Origin of the sequence: Ochrobactrum vermis (assembly GCF_002975205.1) — a bacterium.
Taxonomy (GTDB): Bacteria; Pseudomonadota; Alphaproteobacteria; order Rhizobiales; family Rhizobiaceae; genus Brucella; species Brucella vermis.
On sequence record NZ_PCOC01000002.1, the window covers coordinates 1,161,005 to 1,184,852 of the forward strand.

Below are 23,848 nucleotides of genomic sequence, written 5' to 3' on the forward strand. Positions count from 1 at the left end.
TCCGCCGCCTGGTTCTTGCGGGACAAGATCGGCGGGTTGGATTTCTTTATTCATCGGGTTCAGATCACTTCGCGAACAAAGCGGCCATGCCGCTTGGTATATTGCACCACTGGTAAGGTGGCGGGCAGTTCGGCTTCGGTGTCCATCAGAAGCACGCGCGCTTCTTTCAGGATCGCCTGAGTAATATGGGCAACGTCGAGTTCATTGATATGGTCGATGGAAACCCAGTCCAGATCTTCCAGTTCACCACTGGGAACGAGCGGTTGCTGCTCCAGTTCCGGTATATGATCGCAAAATGCGATAAAAAACCGGGTATCGAAACGACGAACATAGTCCGGCGGTGTTATAGCACGCGCAAAATAGCGTAGACTGTTCAGCGCCGGTACCATACCGCCGTCGAGGAATGCCGACCAGTCGTGGTGCGAGGGCGAAGAAATTGGCGCTGAAGCTGCTTGCCCGATGCGAAGTCCCGTCTCCTCAAAGGTTTCGCGAATAGCACAAAGGCCAAGCGCCCGGGCGCGGCGCAGCGACGCGCGCGAGCCCATGCCCGCAAGCAGTTTGACAACATCGGTGTCATTCAGTTCGGCTGAAGCCGCAATAGCACCATCTATGGGGTCTGCCCGACCACCGGGGAAAACAAATTTTCCTGGCATAAACGCAAGACTGGCGTGACGTCTGCCCATGAGAATACGCGGCTTGCCGCCGGACCTGTCGACGAGCAGCAGTGACGCAGCATCGCGTGGCCGCAAAGCTTTGGCTGGAGAGGATGGAAGCTGAATCATGGCGGTCACGGTGACGTTCAGGTCACATCGCCATATTCACCTTCGCCCTTGCCCCCGAAACCGTGCATGTAAAGTGCCCATTGCAGACCGATGGTCGCCCCCTTCATCGGCTGCAACAGGAGCAACGACATAATAACGGTCAGCGGCCCCCAGATTGCCATATGCGCCCAGAGCGGCAGATTGGTTGTCGCTTCTACGCCCATGAAAGCGCCAACAACCACGTGTCCCACGATCAAAATGGTGAGATAGGCTGGAAGATCGTCGGCACGCTGTTCCATGTAGTCTTCATCACAGACAGAACATTGCGCCACCGGCTTCACAAAAGCCCGGAAAAGCTTTCCTTCACCGCAATGCGGGCAGCGTCCGCGAAAGCCACGCCACAACGCTTCACCCAAAGGACGTTTCGGGTGGGCAGCCTTGGGGTTTTCACCTCCGAAAACTTGTACATCTTGCGCGGAATTGGCCTCCAGCGTGCTCATCAGCGACCTCTTCTCTTCTGACGCGGAATACCCGCGGGTTTACCTCTTCGCCCACGCATCGTCCGACTCGCCTTATGGTGCGAACGGGTCGACATTGGCAGAGGATGCGGTTCCGAAACCATCTCAAAACGAAGCGCGCCCGCGATGGGGAGCGCTTCTACAAGACGAACCGTCACGGTGTCGCCGAGCCGGAAGCCTTTACCGCTCCGTTCACCGGCAATCGAATGGTTCGCTTCGTCGTATAAATAGTATTCATGACCTAAAGTTGAAATGGGTACCAGCCCATCCGCGCCATATGTCGCAAGGTTAACGAAAAGGCCCGCTCGCGTGACACCTGTAACACGTCCTTCATATTCATCACCGAGATGCGCGGCAAGGAAGTGCGCGATGAGGCGGTCTACGGTTTCGCGTTCGGCAAGCATTGCCCGACGCTCGGTCGAGGAGATCAACGCGGAGATTTCTTCGAGATGCGCTTCTTCATCCGTGGTCAGGCCGTCGCCGCCAAGGTTCAAGGTCTTGATCAGGGCGCGGTGAACGATGAGGTCGGCGTAACGGCGGATCGGTGAGGTGAAATGTGCATAACGGTGCAAATGCAGACCGAAATGTCCAATATTGTCAGGACTATATTCCGCCTGGCTCTGCGTGCGCAGCACGACTTGATTGACCAGCTCCTGATGATCGGAGCCTTCGACGGCCTCAAGAATTCGATTGAATTGCGCTGGCTGGAGTTCGGCACCTTTGGCGAGGCTCAAATCAAGTGTACGCAGGAATTCACGCAAGGTTTCCTGCTTGGCAAGCGCGGGTGCATCATGAATGCGGAAAATCAACGGCTGGCGGCGCGCTTCCAGCGTTTCGGCAGCGGCGACGTTTGCTTGAATCATGAACTCTTCGATGAGCTTGTGCGCATCAAGCCGTTCAGGAACGATCACCTTGTCAACCTTGCCGTCTGGCGTGAGCAGGATTTTCTTTTCCGGCAGGTCCAGTTCCAGTGGTTCGCGAACATCACGCCCCCGTTTCAGTACGGCATAGGCGTTCCAGAGCGGTTTCAGTATACTGTCGAGAATGGGAGTGGTCTTGTCATCCGGCGCGCCATCAATGGCAGCCTGGGCCTGTGAATAAGCAAGCTTTGCTGCCGACTTCATCATGATGCGATGGAACTTGTGCGATTTCTTGCGTCCGTCCGCCGCAAAAACCATGCGGACGGCGAGGGCAGGGCGATCTTCCAACTCACGAAGCGAGCAGAGATTGTTCGAAATCCGCTCCGGCAACATCGGCACGACGCGGTCCGGAAAATAGACCGAATTACCGCGCTTCTGTGCTTCACGGTCAAGTGCGGAATCAGGGCGCACATAGGCGGCGACATCGGCAATAGCCACGATCACAATCTGACCGCCTGGATTCTCTGGATCTTTATCTGGCTCGGCGTAAACCGCGTCGTCATGATCCTTGGCATCAGCCGGATCGATGGTGAGAAGAGGAATGTCGCGCCAGTCCTCACGGTCTTCCATCGTCGCAGGCTGGGCGGCTTCCGCTTCGCTAATTGCCTCAGTCGGGAAAACATGCGGAATTTCATGCTCGTGAATGGCAATCATCGACAGGGCTTTCTCGCTGTCGATAGATCCAACCACCTGCCGAATTTTGCCGCGTGGCAATCCCTGACGACGCGAGGAGATCAGGTCTACTTCGACAAGATCACCAGCTTCGGCATTTTCCAGCTGTGCCGGATCGAGCTGCACTTCCGGCTGCTTCCGATTGACCGGATCGAGGCGCCATTCACCGTTGCCGAGCTTGCGCACAACGCCAAGCACTGCATTCGTGCGATGCTCCAGACGCTTCATGACGCGAGCGGTATAATCCGGTCCGTCGCGATCCTCATTACGGAATATTTTTGCCAGGACACGATCCCCGACTCCGACAGCCGGACCGCCTTCCGAAGCTTTATTAAGCCGGGTACGGCGGATCAGAACAATAGGCGGCTTCCCATAACCAGCTTCGTCCCATTCCGATGGACGAGCGAGCAAGCTACCGTCCTCATCGCGCCCGGTGATATCAAGCACGGTGACGGCAGGCAATGCACCGGGGCGAGACAATTTGCGGGCGCGTTTTTCAACCAAGCCCTCGTCCGAAAGCTCGCGTAGGAGATCTTTTAGATAGATCCGCGCATCGCCCTTGATGTTGAATGCTTTCGCCAGTTCACGCTTGCCTGCCCGGTCGGGGTTCTCCTCGATATATTTGAGAACCTCTTCGCGGGTCGGCAAGAACGCATTGGGATCATTCTTTGCGTCGACGGACTTTGCTTCGGCTGCACGCCGCTCGGTCCGCGCGGACCGACCGGTATCGGATTTGGGAAAACGGCGCGCCAATTGCTACTCCTCTATCGCCTCGGCCTTGGACTTGGCTTTCGACTTCGCTTTTGCTGGTGCCTTTTTGGCAGCCGGCTTCTTCGCGGCAGTTTTCTTTTCAGCGCTGGATGAAGCTTTGCGGGCAGGGGCTTTTTTACTCTTAGAAGAGCCAGCTTTCTCCGTAATCAACGCCAATGCTTCTTCCAGCGTGACACTTGCCGGATCTTTACCCTTTGGCAAAGTGGCATTGACCTTGCCCCAGTTGACATAAGGCCCATAACGACCGTCGCGAACGGTGATCGAACCGCCTTCGGGATGGTCGCCGAGCGTTGCCAATGCCGCTGGGGTAGACCGACCACGACCGCCCTTGGACTGCTTGTCTGCAAGGACAGAAACGGCACGATTAAGGCCGACCGAGAAAACTTCCTCGGCGTTTTCCAGATTGGCGAAAGTGCCGTCGTGACTGACATAGGGACCATAGCGGCCAATACCGGCCGAAATCATTTTGCCAGTTTCTGGATGCTGCCCGATGTCGCGCGGCAGAGACAGAAGTGCAACAGCTTTTTCGTGGTCAAGCGTATCGACTGTCCAGCCTTTCGGAAGGCTGGCGCGCTTGGCTTCCTTGCCTTCGCCACGCTGGACATAGGGACCGAAACGGCCGGTCCGTGCGGTGATTTCCTCGCCAGTGAACGGATCCTTGCCGAGTGACTTCGGTTCGTCGGCAGCCGCAGATTCGCCATTGGCATCGCCGCCGAGCTGGCGCGTATATTTGCATTCCGGATAGTTGGAACAGCCAACGAACGCACCGTACTTGCCAAGCTTCAGCGAGAGCATGCCTGTGCCACAAGTCGGGCACGAGCGAGGGTCGCTGCCGTCCTCGCGTGCCGGGAACACCAGCGGCGCCAGCTCTTCGTTCAGGGCGTCGAGAACATTGGTGACACGCAGTTCCTTGATGTCATCGACAGAGCCGGAGAAGTCGCGCCAGAAATCGCGCAGCACATCTTTCCAGGAGAGTTTGCCGTCCGAAATGAGATCGAGTTTTTCCTCAAGGTCCGCTGTGAAATCATATTCCACATAACGCTCGAAAAAGCTTTCAAGGAAGGCTGTGACCAGACGGCCCTTGGGTTCGGGAATGAGCTTGCGCTTGTCGATCGTGATATATTCGCGGTCGCGTAGCGTGGCGAGCGTCGCGGCATATGTCGAAGGGCGGCCGATGCCAAGTTCTTCCATCTTCTTGATGAGCGAAGCTTCCGAATAGCGCGGTGGCGGTTCGGTTGAATGCTGGGTGGCATCGATCTTTTCGCGTGCCAGCGCTTCGCCGGAACGGATTTCCGGCAGCTTTGCGCTATCCTCGTCGTCGTCCTCTTCCTCGCGATGATCCATATAGGCTGCAAGGAAGCCGTCGAACTTCGTTACCGAGCCATTAGCGCGCAGCATTGCCGAGCGCGAGCCGTTGACGGCTTCGATGTCAGCCGTGGTGCGCTCGATATCGGCAGCCTGCATCTGGCTGGCGATGGCGCGCTTCCAGATCAGTTCATAAAGCCGGGCCTGATCTTCGTCGAGATAACGGCGCACTTCCTTCGGATGGCGCGAAAACTCGGTCGGACGAATGGCTTCGTGCGCTTCCTGAGCGTTCTTTGCTTTGCTGGAATAATAGCGCGGCTTTTCCGGCACATATTTCGCGCCGAATGTTTCGCCAATTGCCTGACGTGCGGCAGTGACTGCTTCCGGCGCCATTTGCACGCCGTCGGTACGCATATAGGTGATAAGACCGGCAGTTTCGCCGCCAATATCCACGCCTTCATAAAGGCGCTGTGCCACCTGCATGGTGCGCGATGCCGAGAAACCAAGCTGGCCGGAGGCGGCCTGCTGCAAGGTCGAGGTAGTGAAAGGTGGTCCCGGATTGCGCTTTGTCGGCTTGGCTTCGACCGAAACGGCCTTGAAGCTGGCGCTTTCCAGCATGGCGCGAATGCCGGCGGCCTGTTCGCCATTCTTGATGTCGAGCTTGCCAAGCTTCTTTCCATCGACAGCAGTCAGACGGGCGGTAAAGCTGTCATTGCGCGGCGTCTTCAAAAGTGCTGCGATATTCCAGTATTCTTCACGAATGAACCGCTCGATTTCCGACTCGCGGTCGGCAACAAGGCGCAGCGCTACCGATTGAACACGACCAGCCGAACGTGCGCCCGGTAGTTTGCGCCAGAGAACGGGCGAAAGCGTGAACCCGACGAGATAATCCAGCGCACGGCGGGCCAGATAGGCATCGACCAGAGGTTCATCGATGTCTCGCGGATTGGCGATGGCATCAAGAACAGCCTTTTTGGTGATGGCATTGAACGCCACCCGCTTGACCGTCTTGCCCTTGAGCGCCTTTTTCTGGTTGAGCACTTCAAGCACATGCCAGGAAATGGCTTCACCTTCGCGATCCGGATCGGTCGCGAGAATGATGCCGTCGCTGTCTTTCAGCGCTTTGACAATATCAGCGAGGCGCTTGGAGGAATTGCTATCCACCTCCCACGACATCGCAAAATCTTCATCTGGACGAACCGAGCCATCCTTGGCTGGCAGGTCTCGCACGTGACCGAACGAGGCCAGAACCTTATAGTTCGAGCCCAGATACTTATTGATGGTTTTAGCCTTGGCAGGCGATTCGACAACGACGACGTTCATTTAAAGCAGCCCAGATTCGCGCCCCATGGAGATAAAATACCTCCTCTCCGCGTGAAATTCGTTGCCTTCACATGAACAGCGGGCAGCGTTTGGTCAAGAGCAGGACGACAAAAATCACGAAATACAACTTAAGATTGCTGTTAAGTTGAGTGAAACCAATAGTAGCATATGATGCGAAGAAATCAGTTTATCTCTCGAGGAGATAGGTATGGACGATACGGCGAGTTTTCCAGAGATGGAAGACGGTGAGGATATGGAAACCGCGACTCGCTTCGAGACGGTAACATATATCGAGCAGATGCTCGAACAGCTCAGTTTAATGGCGAAGAATACGAATCATATGTTCCTGGCCTATATGATCGAGATGGCTCTCGTTGAGGCTCGAGAGGTCCTTCATAGTGAAGCCGAGGCCTAATTATCTTTATTCATGAGGAATCAAAGCCACCTGATTGCCCGCATAGCGGTGCAGCCTTCCGGCCAAATCTAGTTCCAATAGAACGAGCTGAACAGCTCCAGTATCCATACCTGTATGGCGAACGAGCGTGTCGATGTCGGTCGGCACGGGCCCGAGCGCATCGATGACGATATCCCGTTGCGCCTCTGTTGCAATCGGTTGGAACTCTTCTGGCTCTTCCTTGACCGGCGGCAAAAGATCGGGCTGCATTGGCATGGCCGCCTGATATATGCTTGAACCCGCCAGTGGCTGGAGTGCCTCGATAACGTCGTTCGCTTCTGTCACCAATGTTGCGCCTTGTTTCAGAAGCAGATTCGTACCGCGTGCTCGAGGATCAAGCGGAGAGCCGGGAACAGCAAACACGATGCGCCCCATGTCTCCGGCCATGCGTGCACTGATGAGCGAGCCGGAACGCTCGGCGGCTTCCACGACGATTAATCCCAGCGACAAGCCTGCAATAATACGGTTGCGGCGTGGAAAGTCACGGGAGCGGGGTTCTGCTCCCATCGGCATTTCACTTATGAGTGCTCCGCCTTGTTCGGGGATATCACGGTAAAGTGGAAGGTTTTCCGGTGGGTAGGGACGATCAAGCCCGCCTGCCAGTACTGCGACGGTTCCCGTCTTCATGCTTGCGCGATGCGCTGCGGCATCGATACCGCGAGCAAGCCCGGAAATCACTGTAAATCCGGCTTCACCGAGATCATGCGCCAGACGTTCGGTGAAGCGTGCGCCGATCACTGACGCGTTGCGCGAGCCAACGATGGCAACCGGTGGCTTGCCAAAAGCTGCGGCATTTCCTTTGATTGTAACCAGCGGCGGTGGGGCTTCACAGTTTTTAAGCTGTGGCGGATAATCCGGCTCGCCCATTCCGACGAGGCGGGCACCAGCACGTTGGATGGCTTCAAGCTCGCGCTCCGCATCGTCCATGGACATGACGCGGATCGGACGGGCACTACCGCCTCTGATGTTGAGATCGGGTAGCATTTCTATTGCGCTTGAGGCTGAGCCGCAAAACAGAATCAGATCGCGAAAAGTAACGGGTCCGATATTGTCGGTTCGGATGAGACGCAGCCAGTTGAGCCGTTGGCGATCAGAGAGGCGAATTCCAGTTTTCGAATTCGCGCTCTCCTTCATCCCTTGGCTCCGATCTTGCTTTCGGTGCCGTTCAGGAGGCGCGTGATATTGGCCTTATGTTTGACGATCACTATGATGGTCATGATCGCAAAGAGCACAGCTATCGCAGGATACCCCCGAAAATAGAGCCCAATGGGGACAACGATGCTGGCGATAAGTGCTGCAAGGGAGGAATAACGGGTCAGGAGGGCTGTTACGATCCATACTGCGGCGAAGACTAGCGCCCCGGGCCATGCAAGCCCGATAAGGACGCCCAAATAGGTAGCGACGCCTTTGCCGCCCTTAAATCCGATCCATACCGGAAAGAGATGGCCGATAAAGGCACCGAAGCCCGCGCCGATGGCAGCATCCGGACCGTAACGCGAAGCGACTAGAACGGCGACAGTGCCTTTGAGCATGTCAAAAATCAACGTCGCTGCGGCGAGCTTCTTGTTGCCAGTGCGTAGCACATTTGTCGCGCCGATATTGCCCGAACCGATGGAACGGACATCGCCCAGCCCGGCGAACCGGGTCAGAATCAAGCCAAATGGAATAGATCCAAGAAAATAGCCGAAGACGAGCGCTCCTATGAGCGTCATGCTAAGGAATCCCGGTTCGGCCATGAACGTCCCCTTGTTTATTGATTCCGCCTACCCGGAATTTTCTAATGATTGTTCCGGGTTATGCGGTGTTTTTCAAGCCGAGTAAACGGTTTTGCCGGCCACTAAGGTGTGGACGACGCGACCTTGAAAACGTGCATTTTCGAAGCAGCTGTTCTTCGAGAGTGAATGCAGGGCTTCTTCGCGCACCACCCATGGCTCGTCCAGATCGACGATAGCGAGGTCGGCCTTGGCTCCTGGCTTGAGCGTACCGGCATCAAGACCGAAAATACGCGCCGGGGCTGTCGACAGAACCTCAGCCAGACGTAACAGCGGGATGCTCTCATTGTGATAGAGGCGAAGGGCCGCGCCGAGAAGGGTTTCCAGGCCGATGGCTCCGGCTTCGGCATCTGCAAAAGGCAGGCGCTTGGTGTCAACGTCCTGCGGATCATGGGCGGAGACGACAATATCGATCGTGCCGTTCTTGATCGCCTCGACCATGGCAAGCCGGTCCTGTTCGCTGCGCAGCGGCGGCGACAAGCGGAAGAAGGTGCGGAATTCGCCAATGTCGTTTTCATTGAGCGACAAATGATTGATCGACACGCCTGCCGTCACCTTGGCACCCATATCCTTGGCACGGCGCATGGCATCCGCCGACATGGCGCAGGAAAGCTGTGCTGCGTGATAGTTACTGTTGGTCAGCGCGGCGAGGCGCAGATCACGTTCCAGCGGAATCACTTCTGCTTCACGCGGGCTGCCTGAAAGACCAAGCCAGCTTGCGAACAGGCCTTCGTTCATCACGCCGTTCGCGCCAAGGTAAGGATCGCGTGTTTCACAGGCGATGACCGCGTTGAAATCGCGGGCATAGGTCAGCGCACGCCGCATGAGCTGGGTATTGGCGATTGTCTGGCGACCTTCGGTGAAGGCAACGGCACCGGCATCCCGTAGCAGGCCGATTTCTGTCATCTCTTCGCCGTGCAGACCTTTTGTGATGGCTGCTGCCGGGTGCACATTGACGATGGCTGTATCACGCGCCGTTCGCTTGACGAATTCCACGAGCGCCACATCGTCGATGACCGGATCAGTATCCGGCATCATGATGATGGAGGTTACGCCGCCGGCTGCGGCAGCGCGGCTGGCTGACGCGATGGTTTCGCGGTGCTCTGCGCCAGGCTCGCCGATAAATACCCTCGAGTCGACCAGACCCGGCAGGATAGCCATACCGTTCAGATCGATGATTTCCGCACCTTCCGGTGCGCCCTGATTGCGGGCGTCCACCCCGGCGGCAACAATCTTTCCATCTTGGATCAAAACACTGCCGGTTTCATCCAGACCGCGCGACGGATCGACGATGCGCGCGTTTTCGAACAGGATCGCGCTCATGCTGCTTCTCCGTTGCTTGGATTACGGCGCGGATCGAGCAAGGCTTCCATCACGGCCATACGCACGGCAACGCCCATTTCCACCTGTTGCTGGATCGCACTTTGCGGTCCATCGGCAACGTCGGATGCGATCTCAACGCCGCGGTTCATCGGGCCCGGATGCATGACGAGCGCGTCAGGCTTGGCATGTTTCAGTTTTTCCTTGTCGAGACCGTAGAAGCGGAAATATTCGCGTACCGAAGGCACGAAGGAACCGGCCATACGCTCGCGCTGAAGGCGCAGCATCATAACTACATCGGCATCTTTCAGTCCTTCTTCCATCGAATTGAAGACCTCGACGCTCATATCGGACATACCGGAAGGTAAGAGCGTGGATGGCGCGACGACACGTACGCGGGCGCCAAGCGCGTTGAGAAGAAGAATGTTGGAGCGTGCGACGCGCGAATGCAGCACATCACCGCAGATAGCGACGATCAGATTTTCGATCTGTCCTTTGGTACGGCGGATGGTGAGCGCGTCGAGAAGTGCCTGCGTAGGGTGTTCGTGCGCGCCATCACCCGCATTGACCACAGAACAGCCGACTTTCTGTGCGAGCAGGGCAGCAGCCCCTGCCGAGGCGTGACGGATAACCAGTATATCCGGCTGCATGGCGTTCAGCGTCATCGCGGTATCGATGAGCGTTTCGCCTTTCTTGACCGATGAATTGCCGACCGACATATTCATAACGTCAGCGCCGAGCCGTTTTCCGGCCAGTTCGAACGACGATTGCGTTCGTGTCGATGCTTCGAAGAAGAGGTTGATTTGCGTGCGACCGCGCAGGACGGACTTTTTCTTCTCGGGCTGTCTGGAAACAGCGACTTCCTGATCTGCAAGATCAAGAAGGCAGAGAATGTCCAGGGGCGAAAGCCCCTTGATGCCTAGCAGGTGGCGGTGAGGGAAAAGCGGAGGGACCGTTTGATTTGTCATGGCAAGTCACCCGTATAGGGCCTGCAGTCGGGCCCGGCAACCGTCCTTATAGTGACTTCGGCCAATTCGCCAAGAAAAACCTGTGCTGTCTTGACGACAAATCGCGTTCGGGATGGCAAAATTTTAGCAAATGCAATGCAAGAAACATAAGCTGAACTGAATCGCACAATACGGAACGAGCTTTTGAAAACGCACGACGTTACCAACCAGACGCCGCCCATGACGGGTAACAATGCCTATCTGGGTGATCCGCTTCTAATGCAGATTGCGGCACGATTCCCAAAGGAGCTGCATGCAGATCTGGAGCAAACGGGCCGTTTCGTGTCGTCGGCTGAAGCACAGGATCTCGCTCGTCTGGCCAATACCGAACTGCCGAAATTGCGCACACACGATCGTCAGGGCAACCGTATCGACCTTGTCGAATATCATCCGGCCTATCATGCGCTGATGCGCCGTTCCATCGCGGCGGGCCTGCATTGCTCCATATGGGAAGGCAATCCACTCGAAAGCGGTCGTCGTCACCAGGCACGCGCATCGCGTTTTTTCCTGACGGCTCAGCTTGAGGCGGGGCATCTTTGTCCGCTTACCATGACCAATGCGTCGCTTGCAGCGCTCATGGCATCGCCGGAGACATATAAGGAATGGTCGCCGATCATTCTGTCGCGCAAGTACGATTTTTCGCAGAAACCCGCATTCGCCAAGCAGGGCATTACCCTCGGGATGGGTATGACCGAAAAGCAGGGCGGAACCGATGTGCGCACCAATACAACGCGCGCGACCCGCAATGACGATGGCACCTATACCATTACTGGCCACAAGTGGTTCATGTCCGCGCCAATGTCGGATGCTTTTCTGACGCTGGCGCAGGCAGAAGACGGCCTTTCCTGTTTTCTGCTCCCGCGTCTCACTGCGGAGGGAAGCGGTAATGGTTTTTTTTTCCAGCGTCTGAAAGACAAGCTCGGCAACAAATCCAACGCCTCTTCGGAAGTTGAGTTTGACGGTGCGGTCGGTCATCTGATTGGCAATCCGGGTGAAGGCGTCAAAACCATCATGGATATGGTCACGCTGACACGGCTCGATTGTGCTGTCGCGTCCGCGGGATTGATGCGTTCAGGCCTCGCCGAGGCCGTGCATCATAGCCGTCATCGTCAGATATTCGGCAAGGCTCTCGTTGAACAACCCTTGATGCAACGAGTCCTTGCCGACATGGCGCTCGATGTTGCCGGTGCGACTGCGCTTTCCATGCGGTTGGCACGTGCTTTCGATATGGCTGCCAGTGATCGTGCCGAAGCGGCTTTTGCGCGATGCATGACCCCGGTTGTTAAATACTGGGTGTGCAAGATCGCGCCAGCGCTTCTCTATGAAGCGATGGAGTGCCTTGGCGGCAACGGTTACATCGAGGAAGGCAATCTCGCGCGTGCCTATCGCGAAGCGCCGGTCAATGCGATCTGGGAGGGTTCCGGCAATGTCATGGCATTGGATGTGGCGCGTGTGTTGTCGCGTGCGCCTGGCCTTTTCGACGAAGTGCTGGAATGGATCGGAGGACAGCTTGGCCCACGCGGACAGGGGACGCTCGATGTGTTGCGTGCTGCATTGCAACTGACCGAAACTGATCCGGGTGTCGCACGCCTTCTGACTGAGCAACTGGCCTATGCGGCAGCGGCAGCGGAATTGCGCCAGTTAGGGGCCGACGACGTGGCCGATGCGTTCATCGAGACCCGTCTCGGCGGTCAATGGCGTTCGACCTATGGCATGCTGGATGCGCGCCACAACGCCGAGCGGATTCTCGACCAACTCTATCCTGCGTCGTAATCGTCAGATGCCGACCGCCTGATGCTATGCAGGCGGTCGAGTGCACCTTGAAGAATAAAGGCTGCTGCGGCTGAATCAATGCGCTCGGCCCGCTTGCCGCGTGAAACATCCATGCCGATCAGTGCGCGTTCGGCGGCGACGGTCGAGAGACGCTCATCCCAGAAAACGAATGGCAAATCGGTCAATGGCTGCATGGTTCGCACAAATGCCCGCGTGGCCTGAACGCGGGGACCGGATGTTCCGTCCATATTCACAGGCAAACCGATAACGATAATGCCGGCCTTCTCGGCGTCGAGCGCTTTCAAAAGCACCTGCGCATCGATAGAAAATTTCACCCGTTTGATGACGGGACGGGGGTTCGCGAAGGAAAACCCAAGGTCCGACACAGCAAATCCGATGGTCTTGGTGCCCAGATCCAGTCCGGCAATCGTCTGTCCAGGCTGGAGTAGCGCAGGAACTTCCTCGATTTCAACGACAGCCATCGGTCCTCATCGGATTTTGAAGTGGTTTCATATTGCCTTCAACTTTATCGGCGTCATATCTGTTCGCAAGCCGGAAATCGAGCCGGAAACAGAGATTGAGGAGAGACTTTATGAAACTTACCTGGCTTGGCCATGCAGCTTTTCGCATCGAAACCGCAAAGGCTGTCATTCTCATCGATCCGTTTCTGAACGGTAATCCCGGTGCAAAGGGTATAGATTTCAAAGAAGCAACCAAGGGCGTAACCCATATAGCGCTTACCCACGGCCATGGCGACCATGTCGGCGATACAGTAGCAATCGCCGAGGAACATGGCGCGACAGTCATCGCGAATGCCGATCTTGCGAGCTGGCTTGGCAGTCAGGGCGTGGAAAAAATCGATCCCGGCAATACGGGCGGAACGGTGGCGCATAACGGATTTACCGTCACCTTCGTCAATGCACTCCACTCCTCGGCAATGCTGACCGAAAATGGTGTCTCGCAGTCGCTGGGCAATCCGAATGGTCTGGTGTTCCATTTCGAGGATGCGCCGACGCTTTATCACATGGGTGACACGGATATCTTTTCGGATATGGGGCTTATCAACGAGCTTCACCAACCTGAGATCGGTATCGTTCCCATTGGTGATCGCTTCACGATGGGTGGTGCGGTTGCAGCTCTTGCCTGCCAGCGCTATTTCAACTTCACCACCGTGCTGCCCTGCCATTACGCTTCGTTCCCGATCATCGATAAGACGGCTGACAAGTTTGTAGCCGGAATGGCCGATCATCGGGAAACCAAAGTGCTGACCGATCCTGCAGGAACGGTTCATAGCTTCTAATGGCCTCTTGAAGCGCAAGAAATGTTGCGCTTCAACAATCGCGCCGTTATAGCCGGTAAGAAAACCTTACAGGGTGGCGGTTCGCCGCCCGATCTAGCATTTGCGGAGAACAGGATGTCCGTCGATATTTCCACCGTCAAGCGCGTCGCGCATCTGGCGCGTATCGCCGTCAGTGATGACGATGCCGAACGTATGACCGGCGAACTCAATGCTATTCTGGGCTTTGTCGAGCAACTGAATGAAGTTAATGTCGACGGTATTGAACCGATGACTTCAGTAACGCCGATGGAAATGCGCACTCGCGAGGACAAGGTAACGGATGGCGGCATTGCTGCTGCAGTGGTCGCCAATGCGCCGGTCACGGAAGATAATTTCTTCGTCGTGCCCAAAGTCGTGGAGTAGATCATGGCCATTCGGGTTTCTGTCGAGACCCCACTGCAGGATGACGTGCGCATGCTGGTCGAGGGCCTGAATGCGCATCTCCTGCCGCTGTCACCGTTGGAATTCCAGTTCAAGATGACGGTTGAGCAGATGGCGGCCCCTGATACCACGGTCTTCGTGGCCCGTGACGAAGATGGCAAGGCTGTTGGCTGTGGTGCCTTGAAGATGCATGCCGAAGGTATCGGCGAGGTGAAGCGCATGTTCACTCGACCCGAAGTACGCGGAAAGCGTGTTGGTTCGGTTCTGGTCGATGCGATTGTCGATCTGGCAAAAGCCAAAGGCATGTCCCGCCTTGTACTCGAAACAGGTATGGGTTCCGGTTTTGACAGTGCCTGGCGGCTTTATGAGAATTCAGGTTTTACGCGCTGCGGTGTGGTTCTGGATTATCCGGATTCCGAGTACAGCGCTTTTTTTGAAAAGCGTCTCGCTGAGGCGCACTGACAGGATTTGACGATGAGCGAACTGACCGCACTGACCATTGCCGAAGCGCGCGACAAGCTGAAGGCCAAGGCCATCACCGCGACCGAACTTACAGACGCCTATCTTTCCGCTATCGATTCTGCGAATGAAGCCCTCAACGCTTATGTAAAAGTGACTCACGATCAGGCACGTTCGATGGCCAAGGCTTCGGATGAGCGCATCGCGAAGGGCGAAGCGGGCGCGTTGGAAGGCATTCCGCTCGGCGTGAAGGACCTGTTTGCGACCAAGGGCGTGCATACGCAGGCCTGTTCTCACATTCTCGATGGTTTCACGCCGGAATATGAGTCGACCGTCACGGCAAATCTGTGGGCCGACGGTGCGGTAATGCTCGGCAAGCTCAACATGGACGAATTCGCCATGGGCTCGTCCAACGAGACGTCCTATTATGGTTCGGTCAAGAATCCTTGGCGTGCCAATGGTTCCAACGCCGATCTGGTACCGGGTGGCTCGTCGGGCGGCTCGGCTGCTGCTGTTGCCGCACAGCTTTGCGCTGGCGCAACCGCAACCGATACCGGCGGCTCGATCCGTCAACCGGCGGCATTTACCGGCACGGTTGGCATCAAGCCAACCTATGGCCGTGTGTCGCGCTGGGGCACGGTTGCCTTCGCTTCGTCGCTCGATCAGGCCGGACCGATTGCGCGCGACGTGCGCGATGCTGCTATCTTGTTGAAATCCATGGCTTCGCTCGATCTCAAGGATACGACATCGGTCGATCTGCCTATTCCGGATTATGAAGCTGCCATCGGCAAGTCGCTCAAAGGCATGAAGATCGGCATTCCGAAAGAATATCGCGTCGATGGCATGCCGGACGAGATCGAGGAACTGTGGCAGAAAGGCATCCAGTATCTGAAGGATGCTGGTGCTGAAATCGTCGATATTTCACTGCCGCACACGAAATATGCGCTGGCCGCCTACTATATCGTCGCTCCTGCAGAAGCCTCATCGAACCTCGCTCGCTATGATGGTGTGCGTTACGGTTTGCGCGTACCGGGCAAGGACATTGCCGATATGTACGAACAGACCCGTGCCGCTGGCTTCGGCAAGGAAGTAAAGCGCCGCATCATGATCGGCACCTATGTGCTGTCGGCAGGCTATTACGACGCCTATTACCTGCGAGCGCAGAAGGTGCGTACGTTGATCAAGAAGGACTTTGAAGACGTATTTGCCCAAGGCGTTCACGCGATCTTGACCCCTGCAACGCCGTCGGCTGCCTTTGGTCTCGCCGACGAAGACCTCGCCAATGATCCGGTCAAGATGTATCTCAACGACATCTTCACGGTCACGGTCAACATGGCGGGCCTTCCAGGTATTGCCGTGCCCGCCGGTATTAATGAGAAAGGCTTGCCGCTCGGCCTTCAGTTGATCGGACGCCCATTCGAGGAAGAGACGCTGTTTCAGGCGGCGCACGCTATTGAACAGGCTGCCGGACGGTTTACTCCGTCAAAGTGGTGGTAAAAGCCGATTTTCTTATTCGCCGGGGTCTCCCCGGCGAATTTGTTTCTATGGCTGCATTAGCGGTTCGGGCCTGGAGAGTTGCGGCTCGCAATATTGAACTGTCCTCCGAGGGGCAAGACGCTCTGGAAGCTAAGTTCCAGCGCGATCTTCATGCGAATAAAGATTGTGTCCTGATTGCCGAAAGGGCCGGGATCATTGCGGGTTGGGGCGCGAGGGTGCCTCAAAGCAATTACATTTCCGATTTATGGGTCGATCCACGCTATCACGGACAGGGAATTGGTCGGCAGTTGCTTGATGCGCTGATGGCTCAAATCCTGCTCGATGGCTTTGACGAAGCGGTGATTGGCACTCACGCGGACAATCTTCCCGCTCTCAACCTCTACAAAAGGGCAGGTTTTCGGATCGATTGGCGCGGCGAGGAATGGTCTGAAAGCATCGGAAGAACAGTTGAAAAAGTGAGGATGTGCACCAAGCTTTGAAATCCCATACTGTCGCAACCGTTGCCGAATGTTCCATCACGCCTATTCTTCTCTAGAGAGGATAATATCAGGAGGAGGGCAGGCGATGTGGATTATGCTGACGGAAGTGAACGGTGAAAAACTTGCCGTGAATTTTAATCACGTTCTTTCCTATAATGCTTATGGAACCGGCACACGCATTGTGACGCTGAGCACGGATCTAACATTCTTTGTCAAGGAATCGATTGAGGAGATTGAAGCCAAGCTCGGTATCGATGTGAAAAGCTAAAGCTAGCTTTTATCAATGGTTTGATTAGAGCGTTTCACCTTTTAACGGAACCATATCCGGCGTTTACCAAATAGTTTTGGCATTCGGCGGGCTGGATGGTTTCGACCAGCCTGCCGATATGACGCCATGTGTCTTCGATGGTGCGCTTTTGTGCATTTCTCATCCAATGCTTGATCTTGGAAAAGGCTTGTTCGATCGGATTGAGGTCCGGCGAATAGGGTGGCAGGAACCAGAGCCGCGCACCGGCGGCTTTGATCAATTGACGGATGGTTGCCGACTTATGGCTGCCGAGATTGTCCATGACGACAATGTCGCCTGGCTTGAGCACCGGGACCAACTGCTGCTCGACATAGGCGCGGAAACACTGGCCGTTCATCGGTCCGTCGAAGACACAGGGTGCTGTAAGCTGATCGTTCCTCAAAGCGCCCAGGAATGTCAGCGTGCGCCAATGGCCATGCGGTGCAAATGCCCGCAGTCGCTTGCCTTTTGGACCCCAGCCTCTGATCGGCGACATGTTGGTCTTGATCCAGGTCTCATCAATGAAGACCAGCCGTTCGGGATCGAGATGATTTTGCAGGGTCTTCCAGCGCTGTCTTTTGCGAGCGACGTCGGCACGAGCTTGCTCAAGGGCGAATAGTGTTTTTTTTGAAGCGCAGCCCTTCACTGCGAATGAATTCCCAGATCGTATTGTGCGAGACGGAAATACCCCGCTCGGTCAACGCCGCCTTCAGGCCATGGAGTGTCAGGTGTGGGTTCTCGGCGAGCCGTTGCACAATGATATCACGATGCGGTTCGAGTATCCGCTTGCGGTGGCCGCCCATCTTGCCGGGATGAACCGATCCGGTCGCACGATGGCGCTGGGACCATTTTACGACTGAAGATGCGGCAATTTCAAACCGCGTCGCCACTGAACGAACGCTTTCGCCACTCAGCACGGCGGCAACAACGCGCTCTCGAAGATCATTCGATATCGGTGCGGTCATCCAACGCTGGCCTCCATCCAGCCAGCATCAGTGAATCAGAACAAAACTGATTTGGGAAGCCCATTCGATTCAGAGAAAAACGGAAACGCTCTAGCTTTACTGAAAAAGAAAATGAACGGCATCACGCTTGCGAATTGCCGTTCATGCGGCCTGAGCATTATTGCAGGTTTTCTCTATTAGCTTTCCAGATTTTGTAGGGACATTACTGGAGACGCACTCTAGATATCCAGCTCTTCCACGAAAGCTGCTCGGTCCTGGATGAAACGGAAACGCGCTTCCGGTTTGGTGCCCATCAGTTCATCGACAGTGTTGCGGGTCTCATCAACATAATCTTCGTCCACGTGAACACGCAGAAGCGTGCGCTTCCTGGGGTCCATGGTCGTTTCTTTGAGCTGCTCGGCGCGCATTTCGCCTAGGCCTTTGAAGCGCCCGATTTCCACTTTTCCACGTCCGGTGAACATGGTGCGCAGAAGCTCGTCCTTATGCGCTTCATCTCGCGCATAGGCGACCTTCCCGCCCTGGCTCAGACGGAAAAGCGGAGGCACTGCCAGATAGAGATGACCGTTACGGATCAGATCGGACATCTCCTGATAGAAAAATGTGATGAGTAGCGATGCAATATGCGCACCATCGACGTCGGCGTCGGTCATGACGATAACGCGATCGTAACGCAGGTCGTCTTCCCGATAATTCTTACGCGTGCCGCAGCCGAGCGCCTGAACCAGATCGGCGATTTGCTGGTTCGCCGTCAGCTTTTCGCGTCCGGCACTGGCAACGTTCAAAATCTTGCCACGCAATGGCAAAATAGCCTGATTGGCGCGATTACGCGCCTGTTTGGCTGATCCACCTGCCGAGTCGCCCTCGACGATGAACAGTTCTGCCCCGGCGGCTGCGTTTTGCGTACAATCGGCAAGCTTGCCGGGCAGGCGCAGCTTGCGCGTTGCGCTTTTGCGGACTGTTTCTTTCTCTTGCCGGCGGCGTAAGCGTTCGTCCGCCCGGTCAATCACCCATTCCAGAAGGCGGGACGCTTCCTGCGGAGAGGCGGCAAGCCAGTGGTCGAATGGATCGCGGATCGCGTTTTCCACGATGCGCTGTGCCTCGACGGTCGCAAGCTTGTCTTTGGTCTGGCCGACGAATTCCGGCTCGCGGATGAAGACCGACAACATCCCCGCAGCCGATACCATCACGTCATCGGTCGTGATGATCGACGCGCGCTTGTTATTTGTCAGTTCTGCATAGGCTTTCAGCCCTCGCGTCAAGGCAATACGCAGGCCCGCTTCATGCGTGCCACCATCCCCGGTGGGAATGGTGTTACAGTAGGAATGGACGAAACCGTCACCACCGAACCACGAAACGGCCCATTCGACAGCGCCATGACCACCTTGTTTCTCGGTCTTTCCCGCGAAAATCTCACGTGTGACCTGGTGTTCCTTGCCAAGCGATGCCTCAAGATAGTCCTTCAGGCCACCCGGGAAGTGGAAAACGGCTTTTTCAGGCGTCTCCTTTTTCGGGTCGAGTAGAGAAGGATCGCAGTTCCAGCGAATTTCAACCCCGCCGAACAGGTAGGCCTTTGACCGCGCCATGCGATAAAGGCGATGCGGATCGAACTGTGCCGTCTTGCCGAAAATATCAGGATCGGGGTGGAAGCGGACGCGGGTGCCACGACGATTGTGCACTTCACCGAGCTCTTCCAGCCCGCCTTGTGGAATGCCGCGCGAGAAACGCTGGCGATAAAGACGGCGATTGCGTGCGACTTCCACTTCCAACATGTCGGAAAGGGCATTCACCACCGAAACGCCGACGCCGTGCAAGCCGCCAGACGTTTCATAGGCCTTGCCGTCGAACTTGCCGCCCGCGTGCAGCTTGGTCATGATGACTTCGAGAGTAGACTTTCCGGGCACCTGCGGATGTTCGTCCACAGGAATGCCGCGTCCATTGTCCGAAACAGTAACGAAACCATCGGCATCAAAACTGACTTCGATAAAATTGGCATGCCCCGCGACCGCTTCGTCCATCGAGTTATCGATGACTTCAGCGAAGAGATGATGGAGAGCCTTTTCGTCCGTGCCGCCAATATACATGCCGGGACGCAAGCGCACCGGCTCCAGCCCTTCCAGAACACGGATGGATGATGCGTTATAGTCGTCGCCTGCCGATGAAGCCGGCGGCGCTTTGACCGTTGCGGGTTTCTGAACAGAAAGCGACGGCACGGCCGTTGGCTGCGCAACACGCTGTGGCGCCACAGGTTTTTCACCCTGTCGCCCCTGTTCCCGTTCCCGGGCATTGCTGACCACTCTCGAGAAGAGATCGTTGCTATCGTCCATTTGTTCCGAAAAGCTCTCTATCTGAATTTCAGGGGGCGCTGCCGAGCCTGCTCGCCATCGACCGGAAAATACTGTTCGCGAATCATCTGAATGATGCCATGCGCGGCCATGAAAGGCGACTAAAGTTCGCCTTACGTTCCGTTTTCGCACGGTTTTTTCAAAGGGTTTTGTTTAGAACGGCACTGATTTGCACCAGAAAGAAGGCGAAAGTCAAACAAGCAGGACATTTCCGATCAAATTGGATGGAAACGCTGCGGCAGTTCGCATAGAGCGATGACGGGGAATGTTCCGAATACCGAGAGTTTGAAATGCAGAGCAGCGCAACAAGCGGCATGGAAGCGCACGTAAAGGGCATGGCGATTATGGTGCTCTCGGTGCTCCTGCTGCCGCTGATGGATGCCATCGGCAAGTGGCTTGCCATGGCGGACAACATGCCTCCGGCAACTGTCACCTTCATGCGGTTCTTCATTCAATGCTGGCTGATGTTCTTCATCCTGCTCATCGTGGGCGGCTTTGCTGCGCTGCGAACACAGCATCTGGCGGGCAACCTCATTCGAGGCGCGTTAATGGGGTTCGGCGGACTCTGCTTCTTTACGGCGGTGAAATACATGCCGCTGGCGGATGCGATGGCTGTCTTCTTTGCCGAGCCGCTTATTCTGACGCTCTTTTCGGCCATTTTCCTGAAGGAAAAAGTGGGTTGGAGGAGATTCAGCGCTGTTGGTATTGGCCTCATAGGCACGATGATCGTGATCCAGCCAAGTTTTGAGATTTTTGGCGCTGTCTCGCTTCTGCCGCTGGCAACAGCCGTAACCTTCGCGATCTACCTGATCCTGAACCGCAAATACGGTGCCAAGGAAAGCCCGCTTGTAATGCAGTTCTACGCGGGCGTCGGCGGGTGGGTGCTTGCCGGGATTGCCATGATTTTTGGAACTGCGGCGGGTCTTGGCGACTTGAGTTTCGGTCTGCCGCAAGGCATCCAGCCCTGGCTGCTCTTGTTGCTTCTTGGAACCATTGGCACAGTTAGCCATCTGATGGTCGTGCAGGCATTCAAGCTTGCACCAGCATCCATGCTCGCACCGTTCCAATATCTGGAAATCGTCAATGCTGTTCTGGTGGGCCTGATCGTGTTCGGCGACTTTCCGACTCCGTCGAAATGGTGCGGCATCGCGATCATTGTTGGATCGGGCTTCTATGTTTTCATGCGCGAGCGCCGCGTGAAAGTTGACGCATTGGCTTGAGGCAGGGCTAAACAGCTATTTGAGCTGACGCGCGCCGAAGACTGCCTCGAAAGCTTTTCCCATAGCGACGTCCAGGTCGCCCATCGTCACCGGTAATCCGAGATCAACAAGGCTGGTGATGCCATGTTCCGAGATTCCGCAAGGAACAATGCCGGAATAATGGCTGAGATCGGGTTCGACATTAATGGCAATGCCGTGAAAGCTGACCCAGCGGCGAAGGCGGATGCCTATGGCCGCGATCTTATCTTCGCACATGGTGCCATTTGGAAGGCGGGGCTTTTCTGGCCGTGCCACCCATACGCCGACGCGGTCCTCGCGGCGCTCGCCTCTGACGTTAAACTCGGCAAGGCTCTCGATGATCCATTGCTCAAGGGCTGTCACGAACGCGCGCACGTCCTCGCGGCGACGTTTCAGATCGAGCATCACATAGGCGACGCGCTGGCCGGGGCCATGATAGGTATATTCACCGCCGCGCCCCGTGTTGAAGACAGGAAGGCTGTCCGGAGTCAGGAGATCGGTTGCATTGGCGCTGGTGCCTGCTGTGTAGAGCGACGGATGTTCGACCAGCCAAACAAGTTCATTTGCCGTGCCTTCCCGAATGGCTTGGACACGCGCTTCCATGAAGGCGAGGGCATCCTCATAGTCCGTAAGGCCTTCTGTGACGACCCAGTCCACCGGAGGCGCATCCGCCAGGATCGGTAGAAAATGAGTATCCAGCGAATCGCGTTGACGCGGCTTTTGTGAAGCTGTCTCGAAAATGGGGGGGGCGGAACTATTCGTCATGATGAGAGCATATGGCGGTTTTGCAGCCTGACCACCAGATGTCAAAATGCCTCCCCGATCAATGAATCGCGAGCGGTACTTCCTTTTCGCATCGATTACGCCCCGCCTGCTTTGCCCGGTATAGGGCGCGATCAGCTGCGTCGACGAGATGACTATAGTCTGGGTGACCGTTGAATGCTGCAATGCCGATAGACAAAGTCACAGACTGGTGCGCACCGTCGGGAAGATTCATTGGCTGTTGCGCTATCTGGTTGCGCAGTTCCTCACCAATTGCAAAAGCCTTGTTTTCGTCGGCCTCCACAAGAGCGACCAGAAACTCTTCCCCGCCATAGCGGAACACGAAATCACTCGGGCGGCATAGTGACAGGATCGCCCCGGCAACTTGCTGAAGGACTGCATCGCCAGCACTGTGCCCATAGGTGTCGTTGATGTTCTTGAAATGATCAATGTCGATCATCAGAACGCTCAGATCCATAGCTCTTTGTGACGCCATACGTACTTCGCGGGTCAATATGGAGGGCATGAAACGGCGGTTGAGTGCGCGTGTCAGCGGATCGCGACCCGTCTCCATTGCGGCTGCCGCCTGAAACAGTTCAGACAGCAGGAACTTCACCTCACCGATCTTGGTTTGAAACAGTGCAAGCGAGGCGGCAAGTTTGGCGGGATTGTCCCTGCGCGCATTGTTGATGGCCGGCAGCAGATCAGCGTCTATATGTTCTACGTTCCGGCGGATATTCTCCAATGTACAGGAGTTGGAGAACATAAGGTCGGCCTTGTGCTGCAACCACAATCCGAAATCCGAGCTTGCGAGCGAGTGAAGCGGACTATCGGAATTGCCGTACAGGTTGAAGAGGAGTGACTGGCTCCATTCCATAAGCGCGGCGCGTTGCGATTCGCGCTCAAGTGGAAAATCGTGGCTGAGCGTGAAGGCCCGGTAAGCTTCGTCGGTCTGCGCACTTTCGCGCGCGTCCTTGACGAAAGCTTGGCTCATAATTTCAATCGCGATGTCGATGGCATTGCTGACATGCACGATAAGGTGCGCCAGGACCTCACGTGAAGCAACCTCCAGCTTCAGTTGACGAATGATCTCGTTTTTGAGCAGACGCGCGCCCTGCATAACGACATGGATCGGCACATCAATACGGGCGTGAACTTCGCCTACCTTGCGCTGTTCGCCGATGAATGCTTCGACATCGCCTGCGTTTCTCTGGAACATTTTCAGAAGCCAGTCGCTCAGTGAATTATGCAGTCGCTCCTGTACCATTTTCTGGGAGAGAAAAGTTGCGGCATCGCGGTTGCTCATGAGGCGGCTATAGAAAACGCCGACAAATTGCTCACGATGATGGCTGATCAGGTCACGGAGAAGGCGCGCGTGTTCTTCGGGCAGACCGCTGACTAGCTCGACCCATTCGGCCTGGGTGGTGCCCAGTCCTGTTTTCGACCCCCATGTGGTGTCGATTTCAGAGGTCGAATAATCCATGTTCCTACTCCTTGCGATCAC

22 protein-coding genes are annotated in these 23,848 nt (G+C 56.1%); 9 read left to right on the forward strand and 13 right to left on the reverse strand.

The features are described 5' to 3' along the window. Positions 1-59: 59 nt before the first annotated feature. The 4 genes from CQZ93_RS19760 to topA are packed head-to-tail and all read right to left on the reverse strand — an operon-like array spanning position 60 to position 6,270. Entirely contained in the window at positions 60-782 is a 723-nt protein-coding gene (locus CQZ93_RS19760) for an NUDIX hydrolase (RefSeq protein WP_181153495.1), read from the reverse strand. Positions 783-799: 17 nt separating this feature from the next. Further along, positions 800-1,261 (reverse strand): DUF983 domain-containing protein, encoded by a 462-nt coding sequence (locus CQZ93_RS19765; protein WP_105544263.1) that lies wholly within the window; start codon positions 1,259-1,261, stop codon positions 800-802. After that, positions 1,261-3,624: a ribonuclease R gene (gene rnr / locus CQZ93_RS19770; protein WP_105544264.1), complete on the reverse strand. Its 2,364-nt coding sequence runs from the start codon at positions 3,622-3,624 to the stop codon at positions 1,261-1,263. Before rnr ends, CQZ93_RS19765 begins: the two co-directional genes overlap by 1 nt. Before the next feature lie 3 nt (positions 3,625-3,627). Next, positions 3,628-6,270: a type I DNA topoisomerase gene (gene topA / locus CQZ93_RS19775; protein WP_105544265.1), complete on the reverse strand. Its 2,643-nt coding sequence runs from the start codon at positions 6,268-6,270 to the stop codon at positions 3,628-3,630. 208 nt (positions 6,271-6,478) lie between these two features. Between topA and CQZ93_RS19780 the strand changes: the two genes are divergently transcribed. Next, positions 6,479-6,685: a hypothetical protein gene (locus CQZ93_RS19780; RefSeq protein ID WP_105544266.1), complete on the forward strand. Its 207-nt coding sequence runs from the start codon at positions 6,479-6,481 to the stop codon at positions 6,683-6,685. A gap of 6 nt (positions 6,686-6,691) precedes the next feature. Here the strand turns inward: CQZ93_RS19780 and dprA are convergent, their stop codons facing one another. The 4 genes from dprA to CQZ93_RS19800 form a co-directional block, all read right to left on the reverse strand. Continuing rightward, positions 6,692-7,858, reverse strand: coding sequence for a DNA-processing protein DprA (gene dprA / locus CQZ93_RS19785; RefSeq protein WP_105544267.1), 1,167 nt, complete (start codon positions 7,856-7,858; stop codon positions 6,692-6,694). Further along, complete coding sequence (plsY, locus tag CQZ93_RS19790) at positions 7,855-8,460, reverse strand: glycerol-3-phosphate 1-O-acyltransferase PlsY (RefSeq protein WP_105544268.1); 606 nt, start codon at positions 8,458-8,460, stop codon at positions 7,855-7,857. Before plsY ends, dprA begins: the two co-directional genes overlap by 4 nt. Before the next feature lie 72 nt (positions 8,461-8,532). Next, entirely contained in the window at positions 8,533-9,819 is a 1,287-nt protein-coding gene (locus CQZ93_RS19795; protein ID WP_105544269.1) for a dihydroorotase, read from the reverse strand. Further along, positions 9,816-10,784, reverse strand: a complete 969-nt coding sequence (locus tag CQZ93_RS19800; protein ID WP_105544270.1) for an aspartate carbamoyltransferase catalytic subunit — start codon at positions 10,782-10,784, stop codon at positions 9,816-9,818. Before CQZ93_RS19800 ends, CQZ93_RS19795 begins: the two co-directional genes overlap by 4 nt. 183 nt (positions 10,785-10,967) lie before the next feature. Here CQZ93_RS19800 and CQZ93_RS19805 point away from each other — a divergent pair, with 183 nt between their 5' ends. After that, entirely contained in the window at positions 10,968-12,596 is a 1,629-nt protein-coding gene (locus CQZ93_RS19805; protein ID WP_105544271.1) for an acyl-CoA dehydrogenase family protein, read from the forward strand. Here CQZ93_RS19805 and ruvX read toward each other — a convergent pair. Beyond that, positions 12,581-13,078: a Holliday junction resolvase RuvX gene (gene ruvX, locus CQZ93_RS19810; RefSeq protein ID WP_105544272.1), complete on the reverse strand. Its 498-nt coding sequence runs from the start codon at positions 13,076-13,078 to the stop codon at positions 12,581-12,583. The two genes, CQZ93_RS19805 and ruvX, sit on opposite strands and share 16 nt — an antisense overlap. 110 nt (positions 13,079-13,188) lie before the next feature. Between ruvX and CQZ93_RS19815 the strand changes: the two genes are divergently transcribed. The 6 genes from CQZ93_RS19815 (at position 13,189) to CQZ93_RS19840 (ending at position 17,019) form a co-directional block, all read left to right on the forward strand. Further along, entirely contained in the window at positions 13,189-13,896 is a 708-nt protein-coding gene (locus tag CQZ93_RS19815; protein ID WP_105544273.1) for a metal-dependent hydrolase, read from the forward strand. A 114-nt stretch (positions 13,897-14,010) separates the two neighbouring features. After that, complete coding sequence (gene gatC, locus CQZ93_RS19820; protein ID WP_105545232.1) at positions 14,011-14,298, forward strand: Asp-tRNA(Asn)/Glu-tRNA(Gln) amidotransferase subunit GatC; 288 nt, start codon at positions 14,011-14,013, stop codon at positions 14,296-14,298. A 3-nt stretch (positions 14,299-14,301) separates the two neighbouring features. Beyond that, the gene (locus CQZ93_RS19825) at positions 14,302-14,778 is read left to right on the forward strand and encodes a GNAT family N-acetyltransferase (protein ID WP_105544274.1); all 477 of its coding nucleotides are present in this window, start codon (positions 14,302-14,304) and stop codon (positions 14,776-14,778) included. 12 nt (positions 14,779-14,790) lie between these two features. After that, complete coding sequence (gatA, locus tag CQZ93_RS19830; protein WP_105544275.1) at positions 14,791-16,272, forward strand: Asp-tRNA(Asn)/Glu-tRNA(Gln) amidotransferase subunit GatA; 1,482 nt, start codon at positions 14,791-14,793, stop codon at positions 16,270-16,272. Positions 16,273-16,319: 47 nt separating this feature from the next. After that, entirely contained in the window at positions 16,320-16,751 is a 432-nt protein-coding gene (locus tag CQZ93_RS19835) for a GNAT family N-acetyltransferase (protein WP_181153439.1), read from the forward strand. Positions 16,752-16,836: 85 nt separating this feature from the next. Beyond that, a complete protein-coding gene (locus tag CQZ93_RS19840; protein ID WP_105544277.1) occupies positions 16,837-17,019 on the forward strand; it encodes a hypothetical protein in 183 nt (60 codons plus the stop codon). A gap of 34 nt (positions 17,020-17,053) precedes the next feature. Here the strand turns inward: CQZ93_RS19840 and CQZ93_RS19845 are convergent. Together CQZ93_RS19845 and parE are read right to left on the reverse strand one after the other, a co-directional pair. Beyond that, positions 17,054-18,002 (reverse strand): IS630 family transposase gene (locus tag CQZ93_RS19845; protein ID WP_105544278.1). Its coding sequence is split into 2 segments (ribosomal slippage): positions 17,054-17,665 and positions 17,667-18,002, totalling 948 coding nucleotides; the frame shifts between segments, so codons are not numbered across the junction. Between the two features lie 218 nt (positions 18,003-18,220). Further along, on the reverse strand, positions 18,221-20,326 hold the full coding sequence (gene parE, locus CQZ93_RS19850) for a DNA topoisomerase IV subunit B (protein WP_105544279.1): 2,106 nt from the start codon (positions 20,324-20,326) through the stop codon (positions 18,221-18,223). 308 nt (positions 20,327-20,634) lie between these two features. Between parE and CQZ93_RS19855 the strand changes: the two genes are divergently transcribed. After that, on the forward strand, positions 20,635-21,564 hold the full coding sequence (locus CQZ93_RS19855) for a DMT family transporter (RefSeq protein ID WP_105544280.1): 930 nt from the start codon (positions 20,635-20,637) through the stop codon (positions 21,562-21,564). A 15-nt stretch (positions 21,565-21,579) separates the two neighbouring features. Here the strand turns inward: CQZ93_RS19855 and lipB are convergent, their stop codons facing one another. Together lipB and CQZ93_RS19865 are read right to left on the reverse strand one after the other, a co-directional pair. Continuing rightward, positions 21,580-22,347: a lipoyl(octanoyl) transferase LipB gene (lipB, locus tag CQZ93_RS19860; protein ID WP_105545233.1), complete on the reverse strand. Its 768-nt coding sequence runs from the start codon at positions 22,345-22,347 to the stop codon at positions 21,580-21,582. Between the two features lie 58 nt (positions 22,348-22,405). Continuing rightward, positions 22,406-23,827 (reverse strand): GGDEF domain-containing protein, encoded by a 1,422-nt coding sequence (locus CQZ93_RS19865; protein WP_105544281.1) that lies wholly within the window; start codon positions 23,825-23,827, stop codon positions 22,406-22,408. Positions 23,828-23,848 lie beyond the last annotated feature (21 nt).

What these genes read in the sequence shown, in the direction of transcription:
- CQZ93_RS19760 (WP_181153495.1), bottom strand. Translation starts at nt 782, where the DNA reads ATGATTCAGCTTCCATCCTCTCCAGCCAAAGCTTTGCGGCCACGCGAT.
- CQZ93_RS19765 (WP_105544263.1), bottom strand. Translation starts at nt 1,261, where the DNA reads ATGAGCACGCTGGAGGCCAATTCCGCGCAAGATGTACAAGTTTTCGGA.
- topA (WP_105544265.1), bottom strand. Translation starts at nt 6,270, where the DNA reads ATGAACGTCGTCGTTGTCGAATCGCCTGCCAAGGCTAAAACCATCAAT.
- CQZ93_RS19780 (WP_105544266.1), top strand. Translation starts at nt 6,479, where the DNA reads ATGGACGATACGGCGAGTTTTCCAGAGATGGAAGACGGTGAGGATATG.
- dprA (WP_105544267.1), bottom strand. Translation starts at nt 7,858, where the DNA reads ATGAAGGAGAGCGCGAATTCGAAAACTGGAATTCGCCTCTCTGATCGC.
- plsY (WP_105544268.1), bottom strand. Translation starts at nt 8,460, where the DNA reads ATGGCCGAACCGGGATTCCTTAGCATGACGCTCATAGGAGCGCTCGTC.
- CQZ93_RS19795 (WP_105544269.1), bottom strand. Translation starts at nt 9,819, where the DNA reads ATGAGCGCGATCCTGTTCGAAAACGCGCGCATCGTCGATCCGTCGCGC.
- CQZ93_RS19800 (WP_105544270.1), bottom strand. Translation starts at nt 10,784, where the DNA reads ATGACAAATCAAACGGTCCCTCCGCTTTTCCCTCACCGCCACCTGCTA.
- ruvX (WP_105544272.1), bottom strand. Translation starts at nt 13,078, where the DNA reads ATGGCTGTCGTTGAAATCGAGGAAGTTCCTGCGCTACTCCAGCCTGGA.
- CQZ93_RS19815 (WP_105544273.1), top strand. Translation starts at nt 13,189, where the DNA reads ATGAAACTTACCTGGCTTGGCCATGCAGCTTTTCGCATCGAAACCGCA.
- gatC (WP_105545232.1), top strand. Translation starts at nt 14,011, where the DNA reads ATGTCCGTCGATATTTCCACCGTCAAGCGCGTCGCGCATCTGGCGCGT.
- CQZ93_RS19825 (WP_105544274.1), top strand. Translation starts at nt 14,302, where the DNA reads ATGGCCATTCGGGTTTCTGTCGAGACCCCACTGCAGGATGACGTGCGC.
- gatA (WP_105544275.1), top strand. Translation starts at nt 14,791, where the DNA reads ATGAGCGAACTGACCGCACTGACCATTGCCGAAGCGCGCGACAAGCTG.
- CQZ93_RS19835 (WP_181153439.1), top strand. Translation starts at nt 16,320, where the DNA reads ATGGCTGCATTAGCGGTTCGGGCCTGGAGAGTTGCGGCTCGCAATATT.
- CQZ93_RS19840 (WP_105544277.1), top strand. Translation starts at nt 16,837, where the DNA reads ATGTGGATTATGCTGACGGAAGTGAACGGTGAAAAACTTGCCGTGAAT.
- parE (WP_105544279.1), bottom strand. Translation starts at nt 20,326, where the DNA reads ATGGACGATAGCAACGATCTCTTCTCGAGAGTGGTCAGCAATGCCCGG.
- CQZ93_RS19855 (WP_105544280.1), top strand. Translation starts at nt 20,635, where the DNA reads ATGCAGAGCAGCGCAACAAGCGGCATGGAAGCGCACGTAAAGGGCATG.
- lipB (WP_105545233.1), bottom strand. Translation starts at nt 22,347, where the DNA reads ATGACGAATAGTTCCGCCCCCCCCATTTTCGAGACAGCTTCACAAAAG.
- CQZ93_RS19865 (WP_105544281.1), bottom strand. Translation starts at nt 23,827, where the DNA reads ATGGATTATTCGACCTCTGAAATCGACACCACATGGGGGTCGAAAACA.